Genomic DNA, 25,371 nt, shown 5'->3' with positions numbered 1-25,371 from the left:
GCACCAGACCGGCAGGCAGGGAGAGAGGGCAGGACGCCATCATGAGCCAGACAGATCTTTTCGCGGCGAACAGCCAGAACCCCGAACCGGCCCAGGAAGCCGCGGCCCTGCGCGCGCTGCTCAACCGCCATGCGCACCTGTACTACGTGCTCGACGCGCCCGAGGTGCCCGACGCCGAATACGACCGGCTGTTCCAGCGCCTGCAGGCCCTGGAGCAGGCCCATCCCGAGCTGCTGACGCCGGATTCGCCCACGCAGCGTGTGGGCGGGCGCGTGCTCGACAGCCTGCGGGCGGTGCGGCATCGCGTGCCCATGCTCTCGATCCAGACCGAGACCGACACCACCGAGGCCGGCGCGCGTGCCTTCGATGCCCGCGTGCGGCGCGAACTGGGCCTGGCGGCCGACGCGCCGCCGGTCGAATACGCGGCCGAGCTGAAGTTCGACGGCCTGGCGATCAGCCTGCGCTACGAAGACGGCCTGCTGGTGCTGGGCAGCACGCGCGGCGACGGCGAGACCGGCGAGGACGTGACGCAGAACCTGCGCACCATCGGCCAGATCCCGCTGAAGCTCCAGGGCGAGGCGCCGCCGGTGCTGGAGGTGCGCGGCGAGGTCTACATGCGCCGCGACGATTTCGAGCGTCTCAACGAACGCCAGCGCGAGGCGGGCGAGAAGACCTTCATCAACCCGCGCAACACGGCCGCAGGCGCCATCCGCCAGCTCGATCCGGCGCTGGTCGCCGCGCGCAAGCTGAGCTTCTTCGCCTACGGCCTGGGCGAGGTGCAGGGCTGGGCGCTGCCGGACACGCATGGGGCGATGCTCGACGCGCTGCAGGCCTTCGGCCTGCCGGTGTCGGCCGAGCGCATTGTGGGCGCGGGGGCGCAGGCGCTCGTGGCCTTCCACCAGCACGTGGCCGCCCGGCGCGACGAGCTGCCCTTCGACATCGACGGCGTGGTCTACAAGGTCAACAGCCTGGCGCTGCAGCGCCAGCTAGGGTTCAAGTCGCGCGAACCGCGCTGGGCCGTGGCCCACAAGTACCCGGCGCAGGAGCAGGTGACGCGCCTGAACGGCATCGAGATCCAGGTGGGCCGCACCGGCAAGCTCACGCCCGTGGCCAAGCTCGAGCCCGTGTTCGTGGGCGGCACCACGGTGTCGAACGCCACGCTGCACAACCTCTTCGAGCTGCGCCGCAAGCGCGCCCGCGTGGGCGACCAGGTGATCGTGCGCCGCGCGGGCGACGTGATTCCCGAGGTCGTGGGCGTGGTACCGACAGTGCTGGCGCCGCTGGCCGAACGGGCCGCACGCACGGGCGACGAAGAGGCCGTGGTCGACGCCGCCGCCCAGGCCGGGCCCACGGCCATCGCGCCGCGCGTGCCCTACGTGCCCAACTTCCGCATGCCGCGCCAGTGCCCCATCTGCGGCAGTGCCGTGGTGCGCGAGAAGGGCGAAGTCAACCACCGCTGCAGCGGCGGCATCGTGTGCGCGGCACAGCGCAAGCAGGCCATCCTGCACTATGCGCAGCGCCGCGCGATGGACATCGAGGGCCTGGGCGACAAACTGGTGGACCAGCTGGTGGACGGCGGCATCGTGCGCTCGCTGCCCGACCTGTACCGCCTCGGTCTGACGGCCCTGGCCGCGCTGGATCGCATGGCCGAGAAATCCGCCGCCAACCTGCTCAAAGCGCTGGAGGACTCGAAGAAGACCACCCTGCCGCGCTTCCTGTTCGGCCTGGGCATCCGCCATGTGGGCGAGAGCACTGCCAAGGACCTGGCGCGCCATTTCGGCCAGCTCGACCGCATCATGGATGCGACCGAGGGCCAACTGCTGGAGGTGAACGACGTCGGCCCCGTGGTCGCGCAGAGCCTGCACACCTTCTTCGCGCAGCCGCACAACCGCGAGGCGGTGGCGCAGTTGCGCGCGGCCGGCGTGCACTGGGAAGAGGGCGCGCCGGCCGAACGCGCCAGCCTGCCGCTGGCGGGGCAGACCTTCGTGCTGACGGGCACCCTGCCGACCCTGTCGCGCGACGAGGCGAAGGAGCGTCTGGAGGCGGCCGGCGCCAAGGTGGCGGGCTCCGTCAGCAAGAAAACGCACTGCGTGGTGGCGGGCGAAGAGGCCGGCAGCAAGCTGGACAAGGCGCGCGAGCTGGGCATTCCCGTGATCGACGAAGCCGCGCTGCTGGCCCTGCTGGGCCTGCGCTGAAGCCGCGGCCCGCGGTGCCCCGGCCCGACCGGGGTCCTCCTGCGCCCGCCGGCTGCCCAGGTTCGGCAGGACGGGTCGCGCTGGGGCCGCGTACAGCTTTCACGCCAGCTTTACCCGGCTTTACCTTCCACCGGGATCTCAGGGTCAACGCGTGCATTCCAATGCCGTTGAAGGTTCAGGACATACAAGGAGTCGCCATGAACGCATCGCATCGCCGCCTCACCGGTTTCGCCGGGGCGCTGGGCGCGCTCGCCCTGCTGGGCGGTTGCGTGGCGACCGGCCCGGTCGGCTACGACGACTATCCGTACGACTATGGCGGCTATGGCTACGGCGTCCCGGCGCAGGTCGACATCGACGTCTATTCGGGCCCGGGCTATCGCAGCTACCCGCCGGGCTACTACTACGGCCGGCCTGGCTATGACCGGCGCTGGGACGGCGGCTACCGCCGCCCGCCGCCGCGCGCCGTGGTGCCGGTGCCTGTGCCCGTCCCGGTACCCGCCGGACCGGGATATGACGGCCGCCCGCCCGGCGGCTGGCACCGCCCCGGCGCCCAGCCGCCGCAGCCGGGCCAGCCGCGCATCCGGCAGGGCCAGCGCATTCCGGGCCTGCCTTCGGGCAGCGTGCTCGAAACCACGCCGGTGCCGCTGGGCGACAGGCCCTGAGTCGCTGCTACCGCACCTGCCGCTCCTGCGCGCTGGAAGCGGCCGCCGGCGCGGCCGCGCAAAATCGCACCATGACGATCCGCGAAATTCTGAAGATGGGCGATCCGCGCCTGCTGCGTGTGGCCCGGCCGGTGACCGGGTTCGACAGCGATGCGCTGCACCTGCTGGTGCGGGACATGTTCGAAACCATGCAGGCCGTGAACGGTGCGGGCCTCGCCGCGCCGCAGATCGGTGTCGATCTGCAGGTGGTGATCTTCGGCACCGGCATGCCCAACCCGCGCTACCCCGATGCGCCCGTGGTCCCGCGCACGGTGCTGGTCAACCCGGTCGTCACGCCGCTGGGCGACGACGAGGAAGAGGGCTGGGAGGGCTGCCTGTCGGTACCCGGCCTGCGCGGCGTGGTGCCGCGCTGGGCGCGCGTGCGCTACACGGGCTTCGATCCCTATGGCGATCCCATCGCGCGTGAAGCGGAGGGCTTCCACGCCCGCGTGGTGCAGCACGAGGTGGACCACCTGCTGGGCAAGCTGTACCCCATGCGCGTGCGCGATTTCACGCGCTTCGGCTTCACCGAGGTGCTGTTCCCCGGCCTCGACGCGACGGACGACGACGACTGAACGCGCACCGCGGGGCTGTGCCGCCGCTGCCCGCCGCGCCGGCGGACGGGTTCAGTTGAAGCGTCCGCCCACGCCGATGCGGCCGCCGCCGAGGAAGCCCACGGCCACGGCGGCGAACAGGAACATGCCCTGCAGTTCCAGCGCCCAGCCGCCGTTGTCCGTCAGTACGCCGAGCTGCTTCATGTGCACGAGCCAGATCGCGACCACCATGTTGATGGCGATGACCCAGGCCGCCGGCCGGGTGAACAGGCCGATGATGATCAGTGCCGGGGCCACGATCTCGCCCAGGTACACGCCATAGGCCAGGATGGCCGGCAGACCCTGTCCGGCCAGCATGTTGCCGATGCCGTCCACGCCCTTGCCGAGCTTGGCAATGCCGTGGAGCAGGATGAGAACGCCAAGCGCCACGCGCAGGACCAGCTTGCCAAGATCGTCGGAACGGGTCATGAGGAACGAAGGCCCTTGCGGGCGCCAGGTGGAGAGGCCGGCATGTTAGCCAATTATTGCGAATCGTTTCCTGGCGGTTCAAGCGCCCGGCCGGCGCGGCCCTCGGCTCAGGCGGGTGCGCGCACCGCTTCGCGCAATTCGGTCTCGATCTGCAGCTGCGCGCGCTGGCCCTGCAGCTCGGCGCCGCTGATGAGGAAGCTGTCTTCCACGCGCTCGCCCAGGGTCGAGACCTTGGCCAGTTGCAGGTTGAGGTGATGCCGCGCCAGCACGCGGGCCACGCTGTAGAGCAGGCCCACGCGGTCGCTGGCGGAAATGCTGAGCAGCCATCGCTGCGCCTTCTCGTCGGGCGTGAGGCTCACGCGCGGCTCGATGGGGAAGCTGCGCACGCGGCGCGACACGCGGCCGCGCCCCGGCGCTGGCAGCTCGCCCTGGTGGCTGAGGGTCTGCGTGAGGTCCGCCTCCACCATCGCGATCAGCTCGCGGTAATGCTCGGCCAGGAAGGTGGTCACGACCTGGAAGGTGTCCAGCGCATAGCCGTTGCTGGCCGTGTGCACGCGCGCATCCAGGATGCTGAAGGAGGCCTGGTCGAAATAGCCGCAGATGCGCGCGAACAGGTCGGGCTGATCGGGGGTGTAGACCACCACCTGCAGCCCTTCGCCCACCGGCGACAGCCGTGCGCGCACGATGGGCGCTGCGTGCGGGTCCACCGGCACGCCGGCCGCGGGCACGAAGCGAGAGAGCTTCTTGGCATGCCAGGCGATCTCGCCCGCGTCATGGCGCATGAAGTAGCTGACGTCCAGCGTGTCCCACAGCGCCTTCTGCGCCTCGAAGGGCAGGGCGTTGAGCTGGAGTTCGATCAGCGCTTCGCGCTTGCGCGCCTCGATCACGGCGCCGGCGTCGGGCATGCGTCCGCCCAGCGCGCGCGCGGTGGCGCGATACAGGTCTTCCAGCAGCTTGCCCTTCCAGGCGTTCCACACCCGCGGCGAGGTGCCGCGGATGTCGGCGACGGTGAGCAGGTACAGCGCCGTCAGGTAGCGTTCGTTGCCCACGCGCCGCGCGAAGGCGGCGATGACCTCGGGGTCCGACAGGTCCTGTTTCTGCGCCACGGTGCTCATCACCAGGTGCTCGGCGACCAGGAACTCGATCAGCTTCGCATCGTCTCGCTCGATGCCGTGCTGCTGGCAAAAGCGCCGCACCTCGCGCGCGCCCAGTTCGGAATGGTCGCCGCCGCGGCCCTTGGCGATGTCGTGGAAGAGGGCGGCCACGTACAGCAGCCAGGGCTTGTCCCAGCCGGCCGCCAGCTGCGAGCAGAAGGGGTATTCGTGCGCGTGCTCGGCGATGAAGAAGCGGCGCACGTTGCGCAGCACCATCAGGATGTGCTGGTCCACCGTGTAGACGTGGAACAGGTCGTGCTGCATCTGGCCGACGATGCGGCGGAACACGCGCAGGTAGCGGCCCAGCACCGAGGTGCGGTTCATCAGCCGCATCGCGTGCGTGATGCCGCGCGGCTCCTTGAGCATGCGCATGAAGGTCGCGTGGTTGGCCGGGTCCTTCGAGAAGCGCACGTCCATCGCGTGCCGCGCGTTGTAGAGCGCGCGCAGCGTGCGCACCGACAGGCCGTTGACGCCGATGGTCTTCTGGTAGAGCAGGAAGGTCTCGAGGATCGCGTGCGGCTCGCGCTCGTAGAGGTCGTCGCTCGCGACCTCGATGGTGCCGCCCTTCTCGAAGAAGCGTTCGTTGATGGGCGTGCGCTCGGCGGCCTGCGGGTGCAGGCGTTCGGAGATGTTGAGCAGCAGGATCTCGGTGAGCTGCGACACCGCCTTGGCGGCCCAGTAGTAGCGGCGCATCAGCGTTTCGCTGGCCTTGCGCTGCGACATGCCGACATAGCCGAAGCTGGCGGCCACGGCGGTCTGCAGATCGAAGACCAGCCGGTCCTCGCGCCGGTTCGCCAGCACGTGCAGGCGGGCGCGGATCAGCGAGAGCGTGGCCTCGTTGCGCTTGAGCTGCTGCACCTCGAAAGGCGTGGCCAAGCCGTTGCGCGCATAGTCTTCCCAGCGGTGGCCGAAGCCGGCGGCCTGCGCCATCCAGCGCACCGTGTGCAGGTCGCGCAGGCCGCCGGGAGATTCCTTGCAGTTGGGCTCCAGCGCGTAGGGCGTGTCGTCGTGCTTCTGGTGCCGGTGGCGCATCTCCTGCGATTTGGCGGCGAAGAAGGCGCGCGGATCCAGCGACCCGGTGAAACGCTCGCGGAACCGCGCGAACAGGCGCTTGTCGCCGCACAGCCAGCGCGCCTCCAGCAGCGCGGTCTGCACCGTCACGTCCTTGGCCGCTTCGGCCAGGCATTCGTCGATGGTGCGCACGCTGGAGCCAATCTCCAGCCCGGCGTCCCAGCACTGGCCGATGAAGGCTTCCAGCCGCGCGGCGGCCATGCCCTCCTGCCCGTGTGCCGGCGTGGGCAAGAGCAGCAGCACGTCCACGTCGGAATACGGAAAGAGCTCGCCGCGGCCGTAGCCGCCCACGGCCACGAGGGCCAGCTCACTGCCGAAATCAGCGGCCTGCCACAGGCGGCGCAGCGCGTCGTCGGCCAGCCCGGCCAGCTCGCGCAGCACACTGCGCACGTTGCGCACGGCCCCGGGCGCGCGAAGGCGCTCGAAGATGGCGCTCTTGCGGGCGCGCATCCCCTCGCGCAGGGTGGCAGGCAGGTCGATCACGACGGAGAAGGCCATGCAGGCGCGCGGCGGCGGGCGATGCGCGCCTTCAGGTCCGGGTGGCCGTCACGAAGGAGGGCAGCGGCGGGCTGCCGTCGGACAGCGTCAGCACCTCGTAGCCCGTCTCGGTCACCAGCACCGTGTGCTCCCACTGCGCTGACAGCGAGCGGTCGCGCGTGACGATGGTCCAGCCGTCGTACTTGCCGCCGCGGTGGTCTTCCTTGATGTCGCGCTTGCCGGCGTTGATCATGGGCTCGATGGTGAAGATCATGCCGGGCCTGAGCTCCTCCAGCGTGCCCGGGCGCCCGTAGTGCAGCACCTGCGGCTCTTCGTGGAAGCGGCGGCCCACGCCATGCCCGCAGAACTCGCGCACGACCGAATAGCCGTTGCCCTCGGCGAACTTCTGGATCGCATGGCCCACGTCGCCCAGGTGCGCACCGGGCTTGACCTGCTGGATGCCCAGCCACATGGCTTCGAAGGTGATCTGGCACAGGCGCTTGGCGGCGATGGACGCGTCGCCGACGATGAACATGCGGCTGTTGTCGCCGAACCAGCCCTTGTAGACCACGGTGACATCGATGTTCATGATGTCGCCCTTCTTCAGGGGCTTGTCGTCGGGGATGCCGTGGCAGACCACGTGGTTGACCGAGGTGCACAGCGACTTGGGGAAGGGCACGCTGCCCGATCCCTGGTAGCCCACGGTGGCCGAGGTGGTGCCCTGCTTGACCATGTATTCGGCGGCCAGGCGATCGATTTCGTTCGTGGTGATGCCGGGCTGGATGAAGGGCGTCAGGTAGTCCAGAACCTCGGAGGCGAACCGGCAGGCCTGGCGCATGTCGTCGAGGCTTGCGGGATCGTGGTAGGTGATGCTCATGGCGCCGGATTATCCCATCGGCCCCCCGGGCGGCGCTGCGCGCGCCGCCTGCGCCCACAGGCCCGGCACTAGAATTGCGGGTTTCCCCGGACCGCCCCAGTCAGCGGCGGCCCTGGCGCCTTCCCTCCCGCCTTTCCCACCCTTGCTGCCGGCCCCAGGCCCCACCACCGTGACGCAGTCTGCCTCCTCCGCCGCCCCTGTCGTGACCTTGTTCGAGGGTGCCTCGGCGCTCAGCGATTTCCGCGCCCGCCAGTTGCTGCCGCGCCTGCAGGCCATCGCGCCGAGGATCGAGGGCCTGAGCGCGCGCCATGTGCACCTGGTGCTGACCGAGGGCCAGCCCGATGCCGCCGCGCGCGAGCGCCTGGCAGCGCTGCTGAGCTATGGCGAGCCCTTCACCGCGCCGGCTGCGGCGGCTGGCACGCTGGTGGTCACGCCGCGCCTGGGCACCGTGTCGCCCTGGGCTTCCAAAGCGACGGACATCGCCCGCAACTGCGGCATCGCGCTGCGCCGCGTGGAGCGCGTGACGCAGTTCTTCATCCAGGCCAGGCCGGCGCTGCTCGACAAGGTGCGGGGCAAGGCCGACACGCTGGACGCCGACCAGTTGGCCGCCATCGCCGCGCTGCTGCACGACCGAATGACCGAGTCCGTGCTGCCGGGCCTGGACGGCGCGGCCGCGCTGTTCTCCGAACTCGCGCCGCAGCCCATGGCGCATGTGGACGTGCTGGGCGGTGGCCGCGCGGCGCTGGAAGCCGCCAACACCGGCTTCGGCCTGGCGCTGGCCGACGACGAGATCGACTACCTGGTCGACGCTTTCACCAAGCTGGGCCGCAACCCGACCGACGTGGAACTGATGATGTTCGCGCAGGCCAACAGCGAGCACTGCCGCCACAAGATCTTCAACGCGGACTTCAGCATCGATGGCGTGCGCCAGGACAAGAGCCTGTTCGGCATGATCCGCCACACGCACCAGGCGAACCCGCAGCACACGGTGATCGCCTATGCGGACAACGCCTCGGTGATGGAAGGCTCGCGCATCGAGCGCTTCGTGGCGCGCGCCGGCGACGCCGCCGCGTCGCCCGCCTACGCCAAGGACGAGGCCCTGCACCACGTGCTGATGAAGGTCGAGACGCACAACCACCCGACGGCGATCTCGCCTTTCCCGGGCGCGTCCACGGGTGCGGGCGGCGAGATCCGCGACGAAGGCGCGACCGGCCGCGGCTCCCGGCCCAAGGCGGGCCTCACGGGCTTCACCGTGTCCAAGCTGTGGCCCGATGCGGCCACCGGCCAGGGCACCTACGGCAAGCCGGCGCACATCGCCAGCCCGCTGCAGATCATGACCGAGGGCCCGCTGGGCGGCGCGGCCTTCAACAACGAGTTCGGCCGGCCGAACCTCCTGGGCTACTTCCGCGAGTACGAGCAGCGCGTCGAAAGCGACGTGGACGTGCTGCAGCGCGGCTACCACAAGCCCATCATGATCGCGGGCGGCCTGGGGCAGATCGACGCCATCCAGACGAAGAAGATCCCGTTCCCCGCCGGCACGCTGCTGATCCAGCTGGGCGGCCCGGGCATGCGCATCGGCATGGGCGGCGGCGCGGCCAGCTCCATGGCCACCGGCGCCAATGCGGCCGAACTGGACTTCGATTCGGTGCAGCGCGGCAACCCCGAGATCGAACGCCGGGCGCAGGAGGTCATCAACCACTGCTGGCAGCAGGGCGCGGCCAACCCGATCCTGGCCATCCACGACGTGGGCGCGGGCGGCCTGTCGAACGCCTTCCCCGAACTGACCAACGACGCCGGCCGCGGCGCGCGCTTCGACCTGCGCGCCGTGCCGCTCGAAGAGTCGGGCCTGGCGCCCAAGGAAATCTGGAGCAACGAAAGCCAGGAACGCTACGTGCTGGCCATCGCGCCCGAATCGCTGGAGCGCTTTCGCGCCTTCTGCGAGCGCGAGCGCTGCCCCTTCGCGGTGGTGGGCGTGGCGACCGAGGAGCGCCAGCTCCAGGTGGTCGACGCCACCGCCGACGCGGCCAACCAGCCCGTGGACATGCCCATGGACGTGCTGCTGGGCAAGCCGCCCAAGATGCACCGCGACGTGAAGTCCGTCGCGCGCCAGTTCAAACCGCTGGAGCTCACGGGCGTTGAGCTGCAGAAGGCCGCCATCGACGTGCTTTCGCATCCCACGGTGGCCTCCAAACGCTTCCTGGTCACCATCGGCGACCGCACCGTGGGCGGCCTGAGCCACCGCGACCAGATGGTCGGCCCCTGGCAGGTGCCGGTGGCCGACTGCGCCGTGACGCTGGCCGACTTCAAGGGCTTCGCCGGCGAGGCCATGAGCATGGGCGAGCGCACGCCGCTGGCCGCCATGGACGCGCCGGCCTCGGGCCGCATGGCGGTGGCCGAAGCCATCACCAACCTGCTGGCCGCGCCCATCGACCTGAAGCGCGTGAAACTGTCGGCCAACTGGATGGCGGCCTGCGGCGAGCCGGGCGAGGATGCGGCCCTGTACGAAACCGTGAAGGCCGTGGGCATGGAACTGTGCCCGGCGCTGGGCGTGTCCATCCCGGTGGGCAAGGATTCGCTGTCCATGCGCACGCAATGGAAGGAAGGCGACGAGACGAAGAAGGTCAGCTCGCCCGTGAGCCTGATCGTGAGCGCCTTCGCCACCCTGGACGACGTGCGGGGCACGCTCACGCCGCAGCTGGACGCGCAGGAAGAAGACACGACGCTGGTGCTCATCGATCTGGGCCGCGGCCAGCACCGGATGGGCGGCAGCATCCTGGCGCAGACGCTGGGCCAGACCGGGGACACCGTGCCCGACCTGGACGATCCGCAACTGCTCGTGAAGCTGGTCGATGCCGTGAACCAGCTGCGTGCCGACGGCCGGATCCTGGCGCTGCACGACCGCAGCGACGGCGGCCTGTTCGTGACGGCGGCCGAAATGGCCTTCGCGGGCCATGTGGGCGTGTCGCTCAACGTCGACCTGCTGGTGACCGAAGGCGACGGCATCTCCGACAGCCGGATGGAAACCGGCGACGCCAAGAACTGGGCGCAGCAGGTCAGCGGCCGCCGCGAGGAGCTCACGCTCAAGGCGCTGTTCAGCGAAGAGCTGGGCCTGCTGCTGCAGGTGCGCACCGCCGAGCGCAATGACGTGATGCAGACCCTGCGCGCGCACGGCCTTTCGGCCTTCAGCCACTTCGTGGGCAAGACGCGCCCGCAGAGCTCCGCCATCGACGTGGGCAAGGGCAAGCTGGAAGTGTGGCGCGACACCAAGGCGGTGTTCAGCGCCAGCCTGTCGGACCTGCACCAGGTCTGGGACAGCGTGAGCTGGAAGATCTGCCGCGAGCGCGACAACCCCGACTGCGCCGACAGCGAGCATGCCGCCGCCGGCGACCCGGCCGACACCGGCCTGCACGTGCATCTGGCGCCGGGCGCCGAAGAGGACGTGGCCGCGCCCTTCCTGAACCTCGCGCGCCCGAAGGTCGCGATTCTGCGCGAGCAGGGCGTCAACTCGCACATCGAGATGGCCTACGCCTTCGCCGAGGCCGGCTTCGAGGCCTATGACGTGCACATGACCGACCTGCAGGCCGGCCGCGCCGATCTCGCGCAGTTCAAGGGCGTGGTGGCCTGTGGCGGCTTCAGCTATGGCGACACGCTGGGCGCGGGCATCGGCTGGGCGCGCAGCATCACCTTCAACCCGGTGTTGTCGGCGCAGTTCCAGGCCTTCTTCGCGCGCACCGACACCTTTGGCCTGGGCGTGTGCAACGGCTGCCAGATGTTCGCCGAGCTGGCCGACATCATCCCCGGCGCGCAGGACTGGCCGCGCTTCACCACCAACCAGAGCGAACGCTTCGAGGCGCGGCTGTCGCAGGTCGAGGTGCTCGAATCGCCCAGCCTGTTCTTCCAGGGCATGGCGGGCAGCCGCCTGCCCATCGCCGTGGCGCACGGCGAGGGCTATGCCAACTTCCGCCACCGCGGCGATGCGGCGAAGGCGATCGCCGCCCTGCGTTTCGTGGACCACGCGGGCCAGCCCACCGAGCGCTACCCCTTCAACCCGAACGGCAGCGCGGGCGGCCTGACGGCCGTGACCACGGCCGACGGCCGCTTCACGGCGATGATGCCGCATCCGGAGCGCGTGTTCCGCAACGTGCAGATGAGCTGGACCTCGGGCGACAAGAGCGCGCTGAGCCCGTGGATGCGCCTGTGGCGCAATGCGCGCCGCTGGGTCGGCTGACGGGCGCGAGGACCTTCTTTCCCCGGGGCGGGCGGGGCAGCGCGCATCGGCGGCGCTGCCGCTGCGGCCGCCCATCCCACGCCCACACCCTTTCGCACGCGGGCGTGCGAAGGGCCCGGCAATCTGGCAGGCGCCGTAAGGCCATCGCGGCAGGGGCCGCCGCTGCCTATAGACTCAGGGCCATGTTCGCGGTCCCCGCCCGTCCCATCGCCTTGCCCCTGTGCGCGCTGCACCGGGTTGCGCGTGCGTGGGTGATCCTGCGAACCCCCGGGCTCCGCGGCCAGGATGCGGTTCGCACCTTCTGAGCCCGGCGGTCCTTCCTCTTCCTTTCTCATAGCGCATTCCCTGATCGCCGGGCCCCCAGGGCCGCCGCGGGAGTGCGCACAGGTTCCTGCCCGGATTCGCACCGCAGGGCCTGTCGCCGCCAGAGCCGCCCGCTGGCATGCCGCTTCCTTTCAGGAGACACCCCATGACCCCTTCGCCCGCCCTGGCGGCGACGCCGCAGTCCGCCGCCGTGCGTGAACGCACCCTGACCCGGCTCGACCACGCGCGCCTGACGCGCCTGCTGGACACGCAATCCGACCCCGGCGACGTGCTGGCCGACACGCTGGATCTCAGCGAACTCGTGGACCCGCGCGAGATCGCCCCCGACATCGTGACCATGAATTCGCGCGTGCTGCTGGCCGAGGCCGGCCGTGCGCAGCCGCAGGAGCTGACGCTGTGCTACCCCGAGCAGGCGCAGCCTTCGGCTGGGCGGGTGTCGGTGCTGTCGCCGGTGGGTGCCAGCCTGCTGGGCGCGCAGGTGGGCCGCACCGTGCAATGGACGCTGCCCGGCGGCGCGCCGCGCCAGGCCGTGGTGCAGGCCCTGCTGTACCAGCCCGAAGCGGCGGGCGACTACCTGCGCTGAGACAAGGACGGCGCGGCGCGCATGCGGGGTGTGAGCCGCCGCGCGCAAAGAAGCACGCCCCTGCCGCCCCGGCCCGAGGCCGTCAGCGCTGGCGCCCGTCCAGGTACGGCTGCGGGTTCACCGCCACGCCCTGGCGGCGGATCTCGAAATGCAGCTTCACGCGGTCAGTGCCGCTGCTGCCCATCTCGGCGATCTTCTGGCCCTTGCGCACGTCGTCCTTCTCCTTGACCAGGATGCGGCTGGTGTGCGCATAGGCCGTGATGAAGGTGTCGTCATGCTTGACGATGACCATCTGCCCGTAGCCGCGCAACTGGCTGCCCACGAAGACCACGCGGCCGTCCGCGCTGGCGAGGATCGGGTCGCCCGTCTGGCCGCCGATGTCGATGCCCTTGTTGCGGTTGCCGTCGAAGCGCCCCACGACTGGCCCCTTCGCGGGCCAGCCGAAGCGCGCGTCCACGGGCGCGGGCGCCGGGGCCGGCGCGGGCGGGACGGGGCGCTTGGACGAGGCCTGCGGCGGCGTGGACGCAGTGCGGGGAGAAGGTGGAGCCGCCGGACCGGGTGAGGGATCCGTCGTGCCGCAGGCGCCCAGCAGCAAGGCGCTGCCCAGACCGGCCATGCGGGCCATCCATGTTCTGCGGGAAGGGGAAGAGGTCGAGTCCTCGGAAGAGGGGAAGGGTGCGGCGGAAAGCGGGAAGGGGAACAGGGAAGGCATGGGGGCGTTGGAGGCCGGGGCCTCGCAAAGGTTCTGTGCGCGGTTGCAGCATCTGTCGCGCATTGTTGCCGCTGCGGCCGCGCGGGCCGGCGCGCCAGCCGCCCGTGCTGCGCCGATCAGTGCGGGACGGCCGTTTGCGCGCCGCCGGCCTGCGTGGGCACCTGGCGCGCCATCACGGCATCGCGCGGCCCGGCATCGACGATGCGGCCGGCGTCCAGGATCACCACGGTGTCGAAGCTGGGCAACAGGCTCAGGCGGTGGATGGAGGCGACCAGGCAGGCATCGGGGAAGGCCGAATCCAGGCGCGCCAGCACGCGCGCTTCGGTGGCCGGGTCCAGCGCGCTCGTGGGCTCGTCCAGCAGCAGCAGCGAGCTGCCCTGCGCCGCCAGCGCGCCGCGCGCCAGCGCCAGGCGCTGGCGCTGCCCGCCCGACAGGTTCAGGCCGCGCTCGGTCAGCGGCGTGTCCAGGCCCTGCGGCAGGCGGGCCAGCACCTCGTCGAAGGCGCTGACCTGCGCGGCGGCCTGCAGGGCCGCGTCGTCGTGCGGCTCGCCGAAGCCCAGGTTCTCGCGCACGCTGGCTTCGAACACCTCGGCCTCCTGCGGGATCAGCGTGGCGAGCCGGCGCAGGGCCGACCAGTCCTGCACCCGGCCGTCCAGGCTCAGTGTGCCCTGCTGCGGCGTGTACAGGCCAGCGAGCGCGCGCAGCAGCGTGCTCTTGCCGCCGCCGCTGGGGCCGATCAGCGCCACCCGCGCACCGCGCCGCAGCGTGAGCGCCAGGTCCTGCAGGCCGCCGCGGCTGCCGTCGCCATGGCCCCATTGCACGTCGCGCAGTTCCAGCGTGTGCCAGTTGGCGCCGCGGTCGATGGCGGGCACGGGCGCGGCCGGGTCGCCAGGGGCGGCCCACAGGGGTGCGGCGCTGCCGTAGTCGGTGTGCATGCGCGCGAAGCTCTGGAAGTTGGCGGCCATCGAGCCCACCACCGAGGCCGCCTGCTGCGCGTACTGGTAGATCATGAACACCGTGCCCAGCAGCACGGCCTGGGCGTCGCCACCGGTGCTGCGCAGCTGCTGCCACACATAGAGCACCACCAGCACCCAACTCAGCCCCAGGCCCAGCAGGTCGACCGTGAACCACTTGCCTTCGTTGACCACCACCGCGCGCTTGAGCGGCGCCGAGATGGCCTGCATGCGCCGCCCCAGCAGCGTGCGCGAGGCGGCCTGCAGGCGCAGGCCGATCACTGTGGAGGCATTGCCCACGAAGTCGAGCAGGGCGGCCACGTAGCGGCGGTCGGCGTCGTTTTCCTGCCGCGCCAGGCGCATCAGGGCCTGGTCGAAGCGCAGGATGATGAAGGCGATCACCACGTAGCCCACCATCGCGATCGCGCCGCTGCTCAGGGACAGCAGCGACAGCGCGACCAGCGGACCGACGAAGCTCAGCGCGCTTTGCACGTAGACGAACTGGTTCTGCGCGAAGTCCGACAGCGCGCGGCTGGACTGGTGCACGCGGTGCTGCAGCTCGCCCGAATGGTGGGCGTTGTGCCAGGCCAGCGGGGCGGCCGCGATGCGTGCGTACAGCAGGTCGCCCAGCCGCTCGCGCACGTGCACGCCCACGTTGCGCTCCAGCACGCGGCCGGGCCCGTGCAGCATCCACGACAGGAGGTACACGCCCATGAGCCCGCCGATCCAGCGGCCCGAGCCGCCGATGTCGCCGCGCTGCAGCGCGTTGATGGCCTGGCCCGCGAACCAGGGCATGGCCAGGCGCAGCAGCTGCGAGCCGCCCAGCAGGCTCATCGCCGCCACCAGCGTGCCGCGCATGCCCTGCGCATGCAGCCACAGGGCGCCATAGAGTTCGCGCACGGCGGCGCCGGGGGACGTGCTGCTCATGCGTGGCGGGCGCCGGCTACCGCAGCGGGATGGGCGTGCCGCGGTCCACCGGCACGGCCGTGACCGAGTTCTGCGGCGAACCCTCGATCAGCTTGTCGGAATAGGTCAGGTAGATCAGCGTGTTGCGCCTGGCGTCCACCATGCGCACCACGCGCAGGCGCTTGAAGAGGATGGACTGGCGTTCGGCATACACCTCTTCGCGCGCCGGCAGCGCTTGCGTGAAGCTGATGGGGCCCACCTGGCGGCAGGCGATGGAGGCCTCGGCCTTGTCCTCGGCCACGCCGAAGGCGCCCGACAGGCCGCCCGTGCGTGCGCGCGAGACGTAGCAGGTCACGCCGCTCACATGCGGGTCGTCATAGGCCTCGACCACGATCTTGTGGTTGGGGCCGATGAACTTGAAGGCGGTGTCCACCTCGCCCACGGTTTCGGCCGATCCGCTGCTGCAGGCCGCGGCGGCCAGGGTGGCCAGCAAGGCCAGTCGTCGTTTCATGGCCGGTGCGCCCGCGTCAGAGGATGTTCACGGCATGCACGCCGAAATGGCCGCGCCGCCGGTCGGCGAAGAAATGCTCCAGCGTCTCGCGCACGGTGCGGAAGGCGATCTCGTCCCAGGGGATCTCGTCCTCGGTGAAGAGCCGCGCCTCGAGGGTCTCGTGGCCCGGTGCGAAGACGTCGCTGAGCAGGCGCGCGTGGTAGAACAGGTGCACCTGCCCTACACGCGGCACGTTCATGACGGTGAACAGCTCGCCGATCTCGTACTGGGCGCCGGCTTCCTCGTCGGTCTCGCGCGCCGCGCCTTCGGCCGTGGTTTCGCCCAGTTCCATGAAGCCGGCCGGCAGCGTCCACTTGCCCCAGCGCGGCTCGATGTTGCGCTTGCACAGCAGCACCCGGTCGCCCAGCACCGGCACCGTGCCCACCACGTTCAGCGGGTTCTCGTAATGGATGGTCTGGCAGGCCGGGCACACCGCGCGCTCGCGCGTGTCGCCGTCGTCGGGCACGCGGTAGACGACGGCCGTGCCGCAGTTCTTGCAGTACTTGATCGGGGAACGGGTGAGCATCGCCGGGCCGGGTCAGACGATCTGCACGGTGAGCGCGGGCAGGCCTTCGACCTGGCCGACCAGCAGGTCGCCCGCCACCACGGCCGCCACGCCTTCGGGCGTGCCGGTGTAGATCAGGTCGCCGGCCTGCAATTCCCAGGCGGCCGACAGGTGCTCGATGGTTTCGGCCACGTTCCAGATCAGCTGGCCCACGGTGCTGCGCTGGCGGTCGCTGCCGTTGACCTGCAGCGAAATGGCCGCCTGCTCGGCCGCGCCCGCGTCTTCCTTCGGCACGATCGGGCCGATGGGCGCGCTCTGCTCGAAGGCCTTGCCGATGTCCCAGGGGCGGCCCTGCTTCTTCATGTCGTTCTGCAGGTCGCGGCGCGTCATGTCCAGGCCCACGGCGTAGCCGAAGATGTGGCGGTGCGCGTCGGCGGCCGCGATGTTCCTGCCACCCTGGCCGATGGCGACCACCAGCTCGATCTCGTGGTGCAGGTTCTTCGTCAGGGAGGGGTAGGCGACCTGGCCCGTGTGGCCCGCATCCACCACCACCAGCGCGTCGGCCGGCTTCATGAAGAAGAAGGGCGGCTCGCGGCCGGTGAAGCCCATTTCCTTCGCATGCTCCTCGTAATTGCGGCCCACGCAGTAGATGCGGTGCACGGGAAAGCGGGCGCTGCGGCCGACGACCGGCACGGACACCACGGGGGGCGGGGCAAAGACGAAATCCGAAGCCATGGGATGCTCTGAACGGAAGTGGACAGAAGCCCGGCAGTGTGCCAGAGGGCGGGCGCGGGCGCGCGAGGGCGCATTCCCGTGGCATCCGCCTGCCCGTGGGCGGCCTGCGGGGCAGGGCGGCGTATGCTCGCGGGCATGATGAAGCTGCACAATTATTTCCGTTCCTCGGCGTCCTTTCGCGTGCGCATCGCCTTGCACCTGAAGGGCCTGGCCTTCGACTACATCCCAGTGCACATCGCGCGCGGCGACCATCACACCGGCCCCTTCGCGCAACTGTCGGCCGACCGCCTGGTGCCGCTGCTGGAAGACGAGGGCGAGCGCTTCTCGCAATCGATGGCCATCATCGAATACCTGGACGAGATCCAGCCCCAGCCGGCCCTGCTGCCGCGCGACCCGGTGGCGCGCGCCCATGTGCGGGCGCTGGCCCAGTCCATCGCCTGCGAGATCCACCCCATCAACAACCTGCGCGTGCTCAAGTACCTGGTCAAGGAGCTCAAGCTCGACGAAGAGGCCAAGAACCGCTGGTACCGCCACTGGGTGCGCGAAGGCCTCGAAGCGTTCGAACGCCAGCTCGCGCAGTCGCCCGCGGGCAGCACCTACTGCTGGGGCAGCACGCCCACGCTGGCCGACTGCTGCCTGGTGCCGCAGATCTTCAACGGGCAGCGCTTCGATTGCGACTTCAGCGGGCTGACGCGCACCATGGCCGCCTTCGAGGCCTGCATGAAGCTGGATGCCTTCCAGCGCGCGCATCCGTCGCAGTGCCCGGATGCTCAGGCCTGAGGACGGCCTGCCCGGCGCGGCGGCCGACTGGATCGTGCCCGACTGGCCCGCGCCGCCCAGCGTGCGGGCGCTGTGCACCACGCGCGCGGGCGGCATCTCGCAGGGGCCCTACGGCAGCCTGAACCTGGGCGACCACGTGGGCGACCTGGCCGAGCACGTGGTCGGCAACCGGCACCGATTGGCCATGACCGCCGGCGCGCGGCCGGTGTTCCTGCGGCAGGTGCACGGCATCGAGCTGCGCACCCTGGATGCGCAAAGCCCCGATGGCCTGGAGGCGGATGCCTGCGCGAGCGAGACGCCGGGCATCGCCTGCACGGTGATGGTGGCGGACTGCCTGCCGGTGCTGGTCTGCGACACGGACGGCACGCGCGTGGGCGCCGCCCACTGCGGCTGGCGCGGCCTGGCCGGCGGCGTGCTGGAGCGGCTGTGCGAATCCTTCGGGCCGCCCGCGCCGTCCACGCGATCGCAGGGGCCGATCGAACTCATGGCCTGGCTCGGGCCCTGCATCGGCCCGCAGGCCTTCGAGGTGGGCGAGGAGGTGAAACAGGCCTTCGAGGCGCATGCGGCCGACGCAGCGGCCTGCTTCAGGCCCGGTGCCCTGCCGGGCAAATGGCTGGCCGACCTGCCGGCCCTGGCGCGCCAACGGCTGCGGGCGCTGGGCGTGACGCAGGTGCACGGCAACGACGGCGGCACCGAGTGGTGCACCGTCGCCAACCCCTCACGGTTCTTTTCGTTCCGGCGCGACGGCATCGCCAGCGGCCGCTTCGCGGCCCTGGTCTGGCGCGTCTGAGGCGCCCGGGCTGGAGGCGCCGCCTGGCGCGACTGCAGGCGGGGCCGCATGGGCCGCCGCGGCGGTGGCCTGGCGCGCTGCCGCTGCCTCGGCCGCCTCGCGCGCACGGCGCGCGCGCTTGCGCGCCGGTGTGGCCAGCAGGTACACCACCAGCGCGATGGGCAGCGCCCCGTAGAGCAGGAAGGTGAAGACCGCACCCAGCACCGAGCCCTGCGTGCTCATGCCTTCGGCCACGGCCATCATCAGGGCCACGTACAGCCAGGCGATCACGATGATATGGATGAACACGGCGGGTCCGCAAAGAGAGGGCGGCGCGCTCGGACATCGGCGGCCGGACTTTGAATTGCAGCATACTCAGAGCCCGTGCCCACAGGCGAGGAACAGGAGGCAGACGAGATGACCCCGGATTCAACGGCGACGACCCCGATGTTCGACGCGTTCCAGCAGGCGCTGGGCCAGAGCTGGCAGAAGGCCCTGGCCGCCTTCGGTGAGCTGGGCCAGGGCGGGGCCTTCGGCGGGGCCGCGGCCGGACCGTGGAACGTGCCGCAGTTCTCCTTCCACGCCGACAAGCTGCAGAAGCTGCAGCGCGAATACGCGGAGCAGGCCACCGAGCTCTGGCGCCAGGGCTTCGCCGCCCAGCCCGCGGGCGACAAGCGCTTTGCCGGCGATGCCTGGGCGCGCAACCCGGTGGCGGCCTTCTCGGCGGCGGTCTACCTGCTCAATGCCCGCACGCTGCTGTCCATGGCCGAAGCGGTCGATGCCGATCCGAAGACCCAGGCGCGGCTGCGCTTCGCGGTCGAGCAATGGATGGCTGCGTCGGCCCCCAGCAATTACCTGGCGTTCAACGCCGAGGCGCAGCAAAGGGCGCTGCAGACCAAGGGCGAAAGCATTGCCAGGGGCATCCAGAACCTGGTGCACGACCTGCGCCAGGGCCATGTGAGCATGACGGACGAAAGCGCCTTCGAGGTGGGCCGCAACGTGGCCACCACCGAAGGTGCGGTGGTGTTCGAGAACGAGCTGTTCCAGCTCATCGAATACAAGCCGCTGACCGCCAAGGTGCACGAGCGGCCCTTGCTGCTGGTGCCGCCGTGCATCAACAAGTTCTACATCCTGGACCTGCAGCCCGAGAACTCCCTGATCCGGCATGCCGTGGCGCAGGGCCACCGCACCTTCGTGGTGAGCTGGCGCAACCCGGACGCCTCGCTGAGCCACGCGACCTGGGACGACTACATCGAGAAGGCGGCCATCGAGGCCATCCGCGTGGTGCGCGAGATCACCGGCCAGGACAAGAAGGGCGGGCAGATCAACACGCTGGGCTTTTGCGTGGGCGGCACCATCCTGTCGACGGCGCTGGCCGTGCTGGCCGCGCGCGGCGAGCAGCCGGCCGCTTCGGTCACGCTGCTGACCACGCTGCTGCGCTTCGACGACACCGGCATCCTGGACATCTTCATCGACGAGAACCTGGTGAAGTTCCGCGAGATGCAGATGGGCCAGGGCGGACTGATGCCCGGCGGCGACTTGGCTTCCACCTTCAGCTTCCTGCGCCCCAACGACCTGGTCTGGAACTACGTGGTGGGCAACTACCTCAAGGGCGAGACGCCGCCGCCCTTCGACCTGCTGTACTGGAACAGCGACGCCACCAACCTGCCGGGGCCCATGTACTGCTGGTACCTGCGCAACACCTACCTGGAAGACAAGCTGGCCGATCCGAAGGCCGTCACCGTCTGCGGCCACCGCATCGATCTGCGCGACATCGAGGCGCCGGTCTACATCTACGGTTCGCGCGAAGACCACATCGTGCCGATCGGCGGGGCCTATGCGTCCACGCAGGTGCTCACCGGCCCCAAGCGTTTCGTGATGGGCGCCTCGGGCCACATCGCGGGTGTGATCAACCCGCCCGAGAAGAAGAAGCGCAGCCACTGGCTGCGCGAAGACGGCCGCTTTCCGGCCTCGCATGCCGACTGGCTGCAGGGCGCCACGGAGTTTCCCGGCAGCTGGTGGACCGATTGGGACGCCTGGCTCAAGCGCCATGCCGGCAAGCAGATTCCAGCGCCCAGGGCCTATGGCAAGGGCAGCCAGTACCGGGCCATCGAGCCCGCGCCCGGCCGCTACGTGAAGGCCAAAGCCTGAGAAGCAGCACCCGCGGCACCGCGCGCGCCTTCGCAACATCCAACCCTAGATCATCCAACGGAGAGAACACATGGAAGACATCGTCATCGTTTCGGCCGCGCGCACCGCCGTGGGCAAGTTCGGCGGCTCGCTGGCGAAGGTGCCGGCCACCGAACTGGGCAGCATTGCCATCCAGGCTGCGCTGGAGCGCGCCCAGCTCGGCGCCGAGCAGGTCGGTGAAGTCATCATGGGCCAGGTGCTGGCCGCCGGCGCCGGCCAGAACCCGGCGCGCCAGGCGCTGCTCAAGGCCGGGCTGCCCAAGGCAGTGCCGGGCCTGACCATCAACGCCGTGTGCGGCTCGGGCCTGAAGGCCGTGATGCTGGCCCACCAGGCGGTGGCCACGGGCGACAGCGAGATCGTGGTCGCCGGGGGCCAGGAAAACATGAGCGCCAGCCCGCACGTGCTGTTGAACAGCCGCGACGGCCAGCGCATGGGCGACTGGAAGATGATCGATTCGATGATCGTCGACGGCCTGTGGGACGTGTACAACCAGTACCACATGGGCATCACGGCCGAGAACGTGGCCAAACAGGAAGGCATCACGCGCGAGCAGCAGGACGCGCTGGCCCTGAACAGCCAGAAGAAGGCCGCCGCCGCGCAGGAAGCCGGCAAGTTCAAGGAAGAGATCACGCCCGTCAGCATCCCGCAGCGCAAGGGCGACCCGGTGGTGTTCGACACCGACGAATTCATCAACAAGAAGACCAGTGCCGAGGCGCTTGCGGGCCTGCGCCCGGCCTTCGACAAGGCGGGCTCGGTCACGGCCGGCAATGCCTCGGGCATCAACGATGGCGCGGCCGCCGTGGTGGTCATGACGGCCAAGAAGGCCGCGGCGCTGGGGCTGACGCCGCTGGCGCGCATCGCCAGCTACGCGACCACCGGGCTCGATCCGGCCACCATGGGCCTGGGTCCGGTGTCGGCCTCGCAGAAGGCGCTGCAGCGCGCGGGCTGGAAGGTGGGCGACGTCGACCTCTTCGAGCTGAACGAAGCCTTCGCGGCCCAGGCCTGCGCGGTCAACAAGCTGCTGGGCGTGGACCCGGCCAAGGTCAACGTCAATGGCGGCGCCATCGCCATCGGCCATCCCATCGGCGCCTCGGGCTGCCGCATCCTGGTGACGCTGCTGCACGAGATGAAGCGCAGCGGCGCCAGGAAGGGCCTGGCAGGCCTGTGCATCGGCGGCGGCATGGGGGTGGCGCTCGCCCTCGAGCGCTGATCCCTGCGGCCGGCGGCCGGCCGTCTGGGACAGGGGTCCGGCCCGGCCGGCCGGTCACGGCTTCCGCGGTGACCGGTGCGGCTGGTGGTGTTTCTTGAAGCGCTCGATGAGGTCGAGCGCATGCGACGGATCCGTGTAGGCCGATTTCACCGGCGCAGCCATGGCGCGCGCGGATCCGCGTTGCACTGCTTGCTGCGCGAGCCAGTCGAGATACAGGAGCTGGGCCGGGCAGGTCGTCTCGCGGTCGGTGGGGCTCTCCCCCAGCAGGTAGCGCGTGACGTGCAGGTCCACGCAGGCGTCCAGATAGGGATAGACGCCATGTTGGTGCTAGCCCGGTACATAGACGCGGTGTGCAGCCGGCAGCGCCGCAAACAGCGCATCGGCGCCTTCCTTGGGGGTGGGCGCATCGAACTGCGACTGCACAAGCAGGATGTCCAGCTTCTGCATCGGCGTGATGGGCGGCTTTTGCACCCCGCCGGTCGTCCAGAAGGGGCAGGGGTTGTCCAGCAGGACCGAGTAGAACAAGGGATAGTCGGGCGCGAGCGTGTGCAGCAGGTCGACCCAGTACGCGCGGTCCCGCGTGCTCGGCGTGTCGTTGCAGCGCACGGCCCAGTAGGTGGAGGCCATCGGGTCCTGCGTCAGACTCTTGGGAGGTGGCGGCGCCAGCCATCGCTGGACATAGCTGTCGAAGACCGCATGCGCAACCTCTCGAATCGCCTGGTCCCGCTGTACGTCACCGGCGACGAACACGCTGTCCTCGATGCCCTGCCGGACGCGGCCTTCGTCCGAGGGCTCTCCTGGCTCCATCAGCCGCTGCAGCACCAGGGCCGCCTTGATGTGATCCAGATGCCGTTCGGCGTCCCAGGCGTAATAGCTCAGCTCGAACAGAGGAAGGCTCAGCACGTCCAACAGGGGGTCCGGAAGCCCCAACAGCGCGGTTCGAAGCGAGGCGGTGGAGGTGCCCAGCCCGAAGGCTTCGGGATGCCGCGTGGCATACGGGAGCAGAACCTCATCCAGCACCCGGTGGAAGCTCTTCGGATGTTGGTTGAAGTTGTGCTCCATGGTGCTGCCGAAGTCCCAACTGCTGTCGAGAAGCATGCGGCCGACCCGATCCGGGAAAAGGCTGGCGTACCAGGCGCCCAGCCAGGTGCCATAGGGCACGCCGAAATAGTTCACCCGTTGTTCGCCCAGCACGGCCCGCAGCAGGTCCATGTCCCGCGCCGTGGTGTCGGAACTGATGAAGGGCGTGAGGGGGTTGCGGTGGCACGCTTCGGCGATCGTGGCCAGGTTGAAGAAAGCACTCTCCAGATTCTGGGCGGCCAGGCCGGCCGGGCTGTAGTCCACAGCGCGTTCTCGCAGCGGCGTCACGCAGGTCAGCGCTGTGCTGTCGCCCGTGCCTCGCGGCGAAAATCCGATCAGGTCGAACTCGGCAAGCAGGCGAAGTTGCAGGGCGCCTTGCGAGTGCGCTGGATCGCTGCCGGCAAAGATCTGAAAAAACTCTACCGGGGTCGCCAGGCCATCCTGGCCGGGTCCTCCCGGGTTGAAGAACAGCGCCCCCTGGCGGTGGGCTGCATCCGTCGCCGCCACACGCAGCACGCGGATGGCCAGGTCGCCCCGGGCCGGGTTGGCATAGTGACGAAGCGCAAGACACACTGCATCGCAGACCTTGTGGGGATAAGGCGCCGGGCGCCCACCGCATGGAAGGTAACAGAACTGGGAATTCGGTTATCAATCGTCAAAAGGTCGAACGGACCCGCTGGCGCGGCCGGCCTCGCGGGTCGACGTCAATTTTTTTGAGGGGCGGCGGGATCAGCCGTTTCTGCCGCCAGGGCCGCTGGCGCCGACTCGCAGGGCCTGCGCCAGCCATGCCAGTGCCTCGGCAGGGCTGGCGTGGAGCGTGGCGGCGCCGGTCAGCATGAGGTTCAGCCGCTGCCCCAGGCCTTCGACGATGGTGCCGCTGTCGCACTCCCGCAGCGTGCCGTCCGCGTCGGTCGCGCAGCGCCGCACGGCTGCCACGCGGGTGGCATAACTTTGCGCCGCCACACCGTAAGCGGCGATGGGTTTGCCCAGAGCCGCGGCATAGCCCACCTCGAACACCGTGCCCGAGTCGGGCTCCAGGCCACGGAAGTCGCACAGATGGGCGAGGACCGCATCGGCCTGCTGGATGCGCAGGAGGTTGGCTTGATAGATGCGTTGCGCGCGCTCGTCGTCGCTGCCTGCAAAGTCGGCGGGAATGCCGCCATCCGACGGTTCCAGGCCTTCCAGGCCATGGCGCGCGCAGGCAGCCTTGAGCGCCTGAAAGCGCTGGGCGCTGGCCGCCAGAAAAATGTCGGGACCGGCCAGGTAGATGCGGGGACGCAGGGAAGGGCTGGGCATCGTCCCCATTGTCCGTGTGACGCCCGTGTGTCGTGTGTGCAGCCAGCCAAAAAGTTGCGCGTGAGTGCGTGAAGTTTTGAGCGCGATCAAAAGAGCGAACGCGGCTAGATCTGCTTTTCCAAACGCACCCTTCCAGGGCTTCTCGGGCCGGAAAGGCGCTGGCACAAAGTTGACGCAGGATGGGCTTCGCAAGCTGGTTGCACGGCGTGACAAGGCCTAGTGTTTTCCTGAGCGAGGAGCAAGGACAAACGTGGCTAAAGTGGCTTCGCTCCGGCACATTAATCGGGGCATGCAATACCAAGGAAATTTCAGATGAGCAAGAAAGTCGCATACGTCACCGGTGGCATGGGAGGCATTGGTACCGCTATCTGCCAGCGCCTGTTCAAGGACGGCTTCACGGTCGTGGCGGGCTGCGGTCCGACGCGGGACTACGCGAAGTGGCTGGCCGAGCAGAAGGAGCTGGGGTTCATCTTTCATGCGTCGGTCGGCAACGTGGGCAACTGGGATTCCACCGTCGAGGCCTTCGGCAAGGCCAAGGCCGAACATGGCAGCATCGACGTGCTGGTGAACAACGCAGGCATCACGCGCGACCGCATGTTCGTGAAGATGACGCCCGAGGACTGGACAGCCGTCATCGAGACCAACCTCAACAGCATGTTCAACGTCACCAAGCAGGTGGTGGGCGACATGGTGGAAAAGGGCTGGGGCCGCATCATCAACATCAGCTCGGTCAACGGCGCCAAGGGCCAGGCCGGCCAGACCAACTACTCGGCGGCCAAGGCCGGCATGCACGGCTTCACGATGGCGTTGGCGCAGGAGCTGGCGAGCAAGGGCGTGACGGTCAACACCGTGAGCCCGGGCTACATCGGCACCGACATGGTGAAGGCCATCCGTCAGGAGGTGCTGGACAAGATCGTGGGCACCATTCCGGTCAAGCGCCTGGGCGAGCCCAGCGAGATCGCGTCCATCATCTCCTGGCTGGCCTCGGACGAAGGCAGCTATTCGACGGGCGCCGATTTCTCGGTGAACGGCGGCCTGCACATGCACTGAAGC

22 protein-coding genes are annotated in these 25,371 nt (G+C 69.7%); 10 read left to right on the top strand and 12 right to left on the bottom strand.

Features of this window, described 5'->3' with window-relative positions:
• The first annotated feature begins 41 nt into the window (after nt 1–41).
• The 3 genes from ligA to def all read left to right on the top strand — a co-directional run bounded on the left by ligA (nt 42) and on the right by def (nt 3,471).
• Nucleotides 42–2,195 carry an NAD-dependent DNA ligase LigA gene (gene ligA / locus LG388_RS13020; protein ID WP_225783154.1) on the top strand — a complete coding sequence of 718 codons (2,154 nt, stop codon included), beginning with the start codon at nt 42–44 and terminating at the stop codon, nt 2,193–2,195.
• Between the two features lie 197 nt (nt 2,196–2,392).
• A complete protein-coding gene (locus LG388_RS13015) occupies nt 2,393–2,857 on the top strand; it encodes a hypothetical protein (RefSeq protein ID WP_225783617.1) in 465 nt (154 codons plus the stop codon).
• Nucleotides 2,858–2,928: 71 nt separating this feature from the next.
• The gene (def, locus tag LG388_RS13010) at nt 2,929–3,471 is read left to right on the top strand and encodes a peptide deformylase (RefSeq protein ID WP_225783153.1); all 543 of its coding nucleotides are present in this window, start codon (nt 2,929–2,931) and stop codon (nt 3,469–3,471) included.
• Between the two features lie 51 nt (nt 3,472–3,522).
• Here the strand turns inward: def and LG388_RS13005 are convergent, their stop codons facing one another.
• From LG388_RS13005 to map, 3 genes are all read right to left on the bottom strand, one after another.
• Complete coding sequence (locus tag LG388_RS13005) at nt 3,523–3,918, bottom strand: DoxX family protein (protein WP_225783152.1); 396 nt, start codon at nt 3,916–3,918, stop codon at nt 3,523–3,525.
• 107 nt (nt 3,919–4,025) lie between these two features.
• Nucleotides 4,026–6,641 (bottom strand): [protein-PII] uridylyltransferase, encoded by a 2,616-nt coding sequence (locus LG388_RS13000; RefSeq protein WP_225783151.1) that lies wholly within the window; start codon nt 6,639–6,641, stop codon nt 4,026–4,028.
• 31 nt (nt 6,642–6,672) lie between these two features.
• Nucleotides 6,673–7,497 (bottom strand): type I methionyl aminopeptidase, encoded by an 825-nt coding sequence (gene map, locus LG388_RS12995; RefSeq protein WP_225783150.1) that lies wholly within the window; start codon nt 7,495–7,497, stop codon nt 6,673–6,675.
• Nucleotides 7,498–7,666: 169 nt separating this feature from the next.
• On the opposite strand from map, the gene purL reads away from it, so the two are divergent.
• Both purL and LG388_RS12985 read left to right on the top strand, forming a co-directional pair.
• Complete coding sequence (gene purL / locus LG388_RS12990) at nt 7,667–11,725, top strand: phosphoribosylformylglycinamidine synthase (protein WP_225783149.1); 4,059 nt, start codon at nt 7,667–7,669, stop codon at nt 11,723–11,725.
• 469 nt (nt 11,726–12,194) lie between these two features.
• A complete protein-coding gene (locus LG388_RS12985) occupies nt 12,195–12,632 on the top strand; it encodes a GreA/GreB family elongation factor (RefSeq protein ID WP_225783148.1) in 438 nt (145 codons plus the stop codon).
• 82 nt (nt 12,633–12,714) lie between these two features.
• Here LG388_RS12985 and LG388_RS12980 read toward each other — a convergent pair whose 3' ends face one another.
• The 5 genes from LG388_RS12980 to LG388_RS12960 all read right to left on the bottom strand — a co-directional run bounded on the left by LG388_RS12980 (nt 12,715) and on the right by LG388_RS12960 (nt 16,993).
• Nucleotides 12,715–13,248: a murein hydrolase activator EnvC gene (locus tag LG388_RS12980; RefSeq protein WP_370630156.1), complete on the bottom strand. Its 534-nt coding sequence runs from the start codon at nt 13,246–13,248 to the stop codon at nt 12,715–12,717.
• Nucleotides 13,249–13,460: 212 nt separating this feature from the next.
• Nucleotides 13,461–15,224 carry an ABC transporter ATP-binding protein gene (locus tag LG388_RS12975; protein ID WP_225783147.1) on the bottom strand — a complete coding sequence of 588 codons (1,764 nt, stop codon included), beginning with the start codon at nt 15,222–15,224 and terminating at the stop codon, nt 13,461–13,463.
• 16 nt (nt 15,225–15,240) lie between these two features.
• Complete coding sequence (locus LG388_RS12970; protein ID WP_225783146.1) at nt 15,241–15,714, bottom strand: CreA family protein; 474 nt, start codon at nt 15,712–15,714, stop codon at nt 15,241–15,243.
• Between the two features lie 16 nt (nt 15,715–15,730).
• Nucleotides 15,731–16,279: an NUDIX hydrolase gene (locus LG388_RS12965; RefSeq protein WP_225783145.1), complete on the bottom strand. Its 549-nt coding sequence runs from the start codon at nt 16,277–16,279 to the stop codon at nt 15,731–15,733.
• Nucleotides 16,280–16,291: 12 nt separating this feature from the next.
• On the bottom strand, nt 16,292–16,993 hold the full coding sequence (locus LG388_RS12960; RefSeq protein ID WP_225783144.1) for a fumarylacetoacetate hydrolase family protein: 702 nt from the start codon (nt 16,991–16,993) through the stop codon (nt 16,292–16,294).
• A 138-nt stretch (nt 16,994–17,131) separates the two neighbouring features.
• On the opposite strand from LG388_RS12960, the gene maiA reads away from it, so the two are divergent.
• Both maiA and pgeF read left to right on the top strand, forming a co-directional pair.
• On the top strand, nt 17,132–17,773 hold the full coding sequence (maiA, locus tag LG388_RS12955; protein ID WP_225783143.1) for a maleylacetoacetate isomerase: 642 nt from the start codon (nt 17,132–17,134) through the stop codon (nt 17,771–17,773).
• Entirely contained in the window at nt 17,760–18,563 is an 804-nt protein-coding gene (gene pgeF / locus LG388_RS12950) for a peptidoglycan editing factor PgeF (RefSeq protein WP_225783142.1), read from the top strand. The genes maiA and pgeF overlap by 14 nt, the downstream gene beginning before the upstream one ends.
• Here the strand turns inward: pgeF and LG388_RS12945 are convergent.
• Nucleotides 18,492–18,845 (bottom strand): hypothetical protein, encoded by a 354-nt coding sequence (locus LG388_RS12945; RefSeq protein WP_225783595.1) that lies wholly within the window; start codon nt 18,843–18,845, stop codon nt 18,492–18,494. The genes pgeF and LG388_RS12945 overlap by 72 nt on opposite strands.
• Nucleotides 18,846–18,959: 114 nt before the next feature.
• Between LG388_RS12945 and phaC the strand changes: the two genes are divergently transcribed.
• Nucleotides 18,960–20,693, top strand: a complete 1,734-nt coding sequence (gene phaC, locus LG388_RS12940; RefSeq protein WP_225783141.1) for a class I poly(R)-hydroxyalkanoic acid synthase — start codon at nt 18,960–18,962, stop codon at nt 20,691–20,693.
• Nucleotides 20,694–20,763: 70 nt separating this feature from the next.
• On the top strand, nt 20,764–21,942 hold the full coding sequence (locus LG388_RS12935; protein ID WP_225783140.1) for an acetyl-CoA C-acetyltransferase: 1,179 nt from the start codon (nt 20,764–20,766) through the stop codon (nt 21,940–21,942).
• A 54-nt stretch (nt 21,943–21,996) separates the two neighbouring features.
• On the opposite strand, the gene LG388_RS12930 is transcribed toward LG388_RS12935, so the two are convergent.
• The 3 genes from LG388_RS12930 to LG388_RS12920 form a co-directional block, all read right to left on the bottom strand.
• A complete protein-coding gene (locus LG388_RS12930) occupies nt 21,997–22,233 on the bottom strand; it encodes a hypothetical protein (RefSeq protein ID WP_225783139.1) in 237 nt (78 codons plus the stop codon).
• 36 nt (nt 22,234–22,269) lie between these two features.
• Nucleotides 22,270–23,538, bottom strand: coding sequence for an alpha/beta fold hydrolase (locus LG388_RS12925; RefSeq protein ID WP_225783138.1), 1,269 nt, complete (start codon nt 23,536–23,538; stop codon nt 22,270–22,272).
• Between the two features lie 213 nt (nt 23,539–23,751).
• Nucleotides 23,752–24,318 carry a nucleoside 2-deoxyribosyltransferase gene (locus LG388_RS12920; protein ID WP_225783137.1) on the bottom strand — a complete coding sequence of 189 codons (567 nt, stop codon included), beginning with the start codon at nt 24,316–24,318 and terminating at the stop codon, nt 23,752–23,754.
• Nucleotides 24,319–24,630: 312 nt separating this feature from the next.
• Between LG388_RS12920 and phbB the strand changes: the two genes are divergently transcribed.
• Entirely contained in the window at nt 24,631–25,368 is a 738-nt protein-coding gene (phbB, locus tag LG388_RS12915; RefSeq protein WP_225783136.1) for an acetoacetyl-CoA reductase, read from the top strand.
• Nucleotides 25,369–25,371 lie beyond the last annotated feature (3 nt).

Source organism: Xenophilus sp. Marseille-Q4582, assembly GCF_916700565.1.
Classification (GTDB): Bacteria; Pseudomonadota; Gammaproteobacteria; order Burkholderiales; family Burkholderiaceae_C; genus Xenophilus.
The sequence above is the reverse complement of the archived record's forward strand: the minus strand, read 5'-3'. Positions and strand labels throughout refer to the sequence as shown.

Excerpts from the sequence above, each read along its gene's own strand:
- phbB (WP_225783136.1), top strand. The coding sequence starts at position 24,631 with ATGAGCAAGAAAGTCGCATACGTCACCGGTGGCATGGGAGGCATTGGT.
- LG388_RS12965 (WP_225783145.1), bottom strand. The coding sequence starts at position 16,279 with ATGCTCACCCGTTCCCCGATCAAGTACTGCAAGAACTGCGGCACGGCC.
- phaC (WP_225783141.1), top strand. The coding sequence starts at position 18,960 with ATGACCCCGGATTCAACGGCGACGACCCCGATGTTCGACGCGTTCCAG.
- map (WP_225783150.1), bottom strand. The coding sequence starts at position 7,497 with ATGAGCATCACCTACCACGATCCCGCAAGCCTCGACGACATGCGCCAG.
- LG388_RS12985 (WP_225783148.1), top strand. The coding sequence starts at position 12,195 with ATGACCCCTTCGCCCGCCCTGGCGGCGACGCCGCAGTCCGCCGCCGTG.
- pgeF (WP_225783142.1), top strand. The coding sequence starts at position 17,760 with ATGCTCAGGCCTGAGGACGGCCTGCCCGGCGCGGCGGCCGACTGGATC.
- LG388_RS13005 (WP_225783152.1), bottom strand. The coding sequence starts at position 3,918 with ATGACCCGTTCCGACGATCTTGGCAAGCTGGTCCTGCGCGTGGCGCTT.
- LG388_RS13015 (WP_225783617.1), top strand. The coding sequence starts at position 2,393 with ATGAACGCATCGCATCGCCGCCTCACCGGTTTCGCCGGGGCGCTGGGC.
- maiA (WP_225783143.1), top strand. The coding sequence starts at position 17,132 with ATGAAGCTGCACAATTATTTCCGTTCCTCGGCGTCCTTTCGCGTGCGC.
- LG388_RS12920 (WP_225783137.1), bottom strand. The coding sequence starts at position 24,318 with ATGCCCAGCCCTTCCCTGCGTCCCCGCATCTACCTGGCCGGTCCCGAC.
- LG388_RS12980 (WP_370630156.1), bottom strand. The coding sequence starts at position 13,248 with ATGGCCGGTCTGGGCAGCGCCTTGCTGCTGGGCGCCTGCGGCACGACG.
- LG388_RS12935 (WP_225783140.1), top strand. The coding sequence starts at position 20,764 with ATGGAAGACATCGTCATCGTTTCGGCCGCGCGCACCGCCGTGGGCAAG.
- LG388_RS13000 (WP_225783151.1), bottom strand. The coding sequence starts at position 6,641 with ATGGCCTTCTCCGTCGTGATCGACCTGCCTGCCACCCTGCGCGAGGGG.
- LG388_RS12970 (WP_225783146.1), bottom strand. The coding sequence starts at position 15,714 with ATGAAACGACGACTGGCCTTGCTGGCCACCCTGGCCGCCGCGGCCTGC.
- LG388_RS12960 (WP_225783144.1), bottom strand. The coding sequence starts at position 16,993 with ATGGCTTCGGATTTCGTCTTTGCCCCGCCCCCCGTGGTGTCCGTGCCG.
- ligA (WP_225783154.1), top strand. The coding sequence starts at position 42 with ATGAGCCAGACAGATCTTTTCGCGGCGAACAGCCAGAACCCCGAACCG.
- def (WP_225783153.1), top strand. The coding sequence starts at position 2,929 with ATGACGATCCGCGAAATTCTGAAGATGGGCGATCCGCGCCTGCTGCGT.
- LG388_RS12975 (WP_225783147.1), bottom strand. The coding sequence starts at position 15,224 with ATGAGCAGCACGTCCCCCGGCGCCGCCGTGCGCGAACTCTATGGCGCC.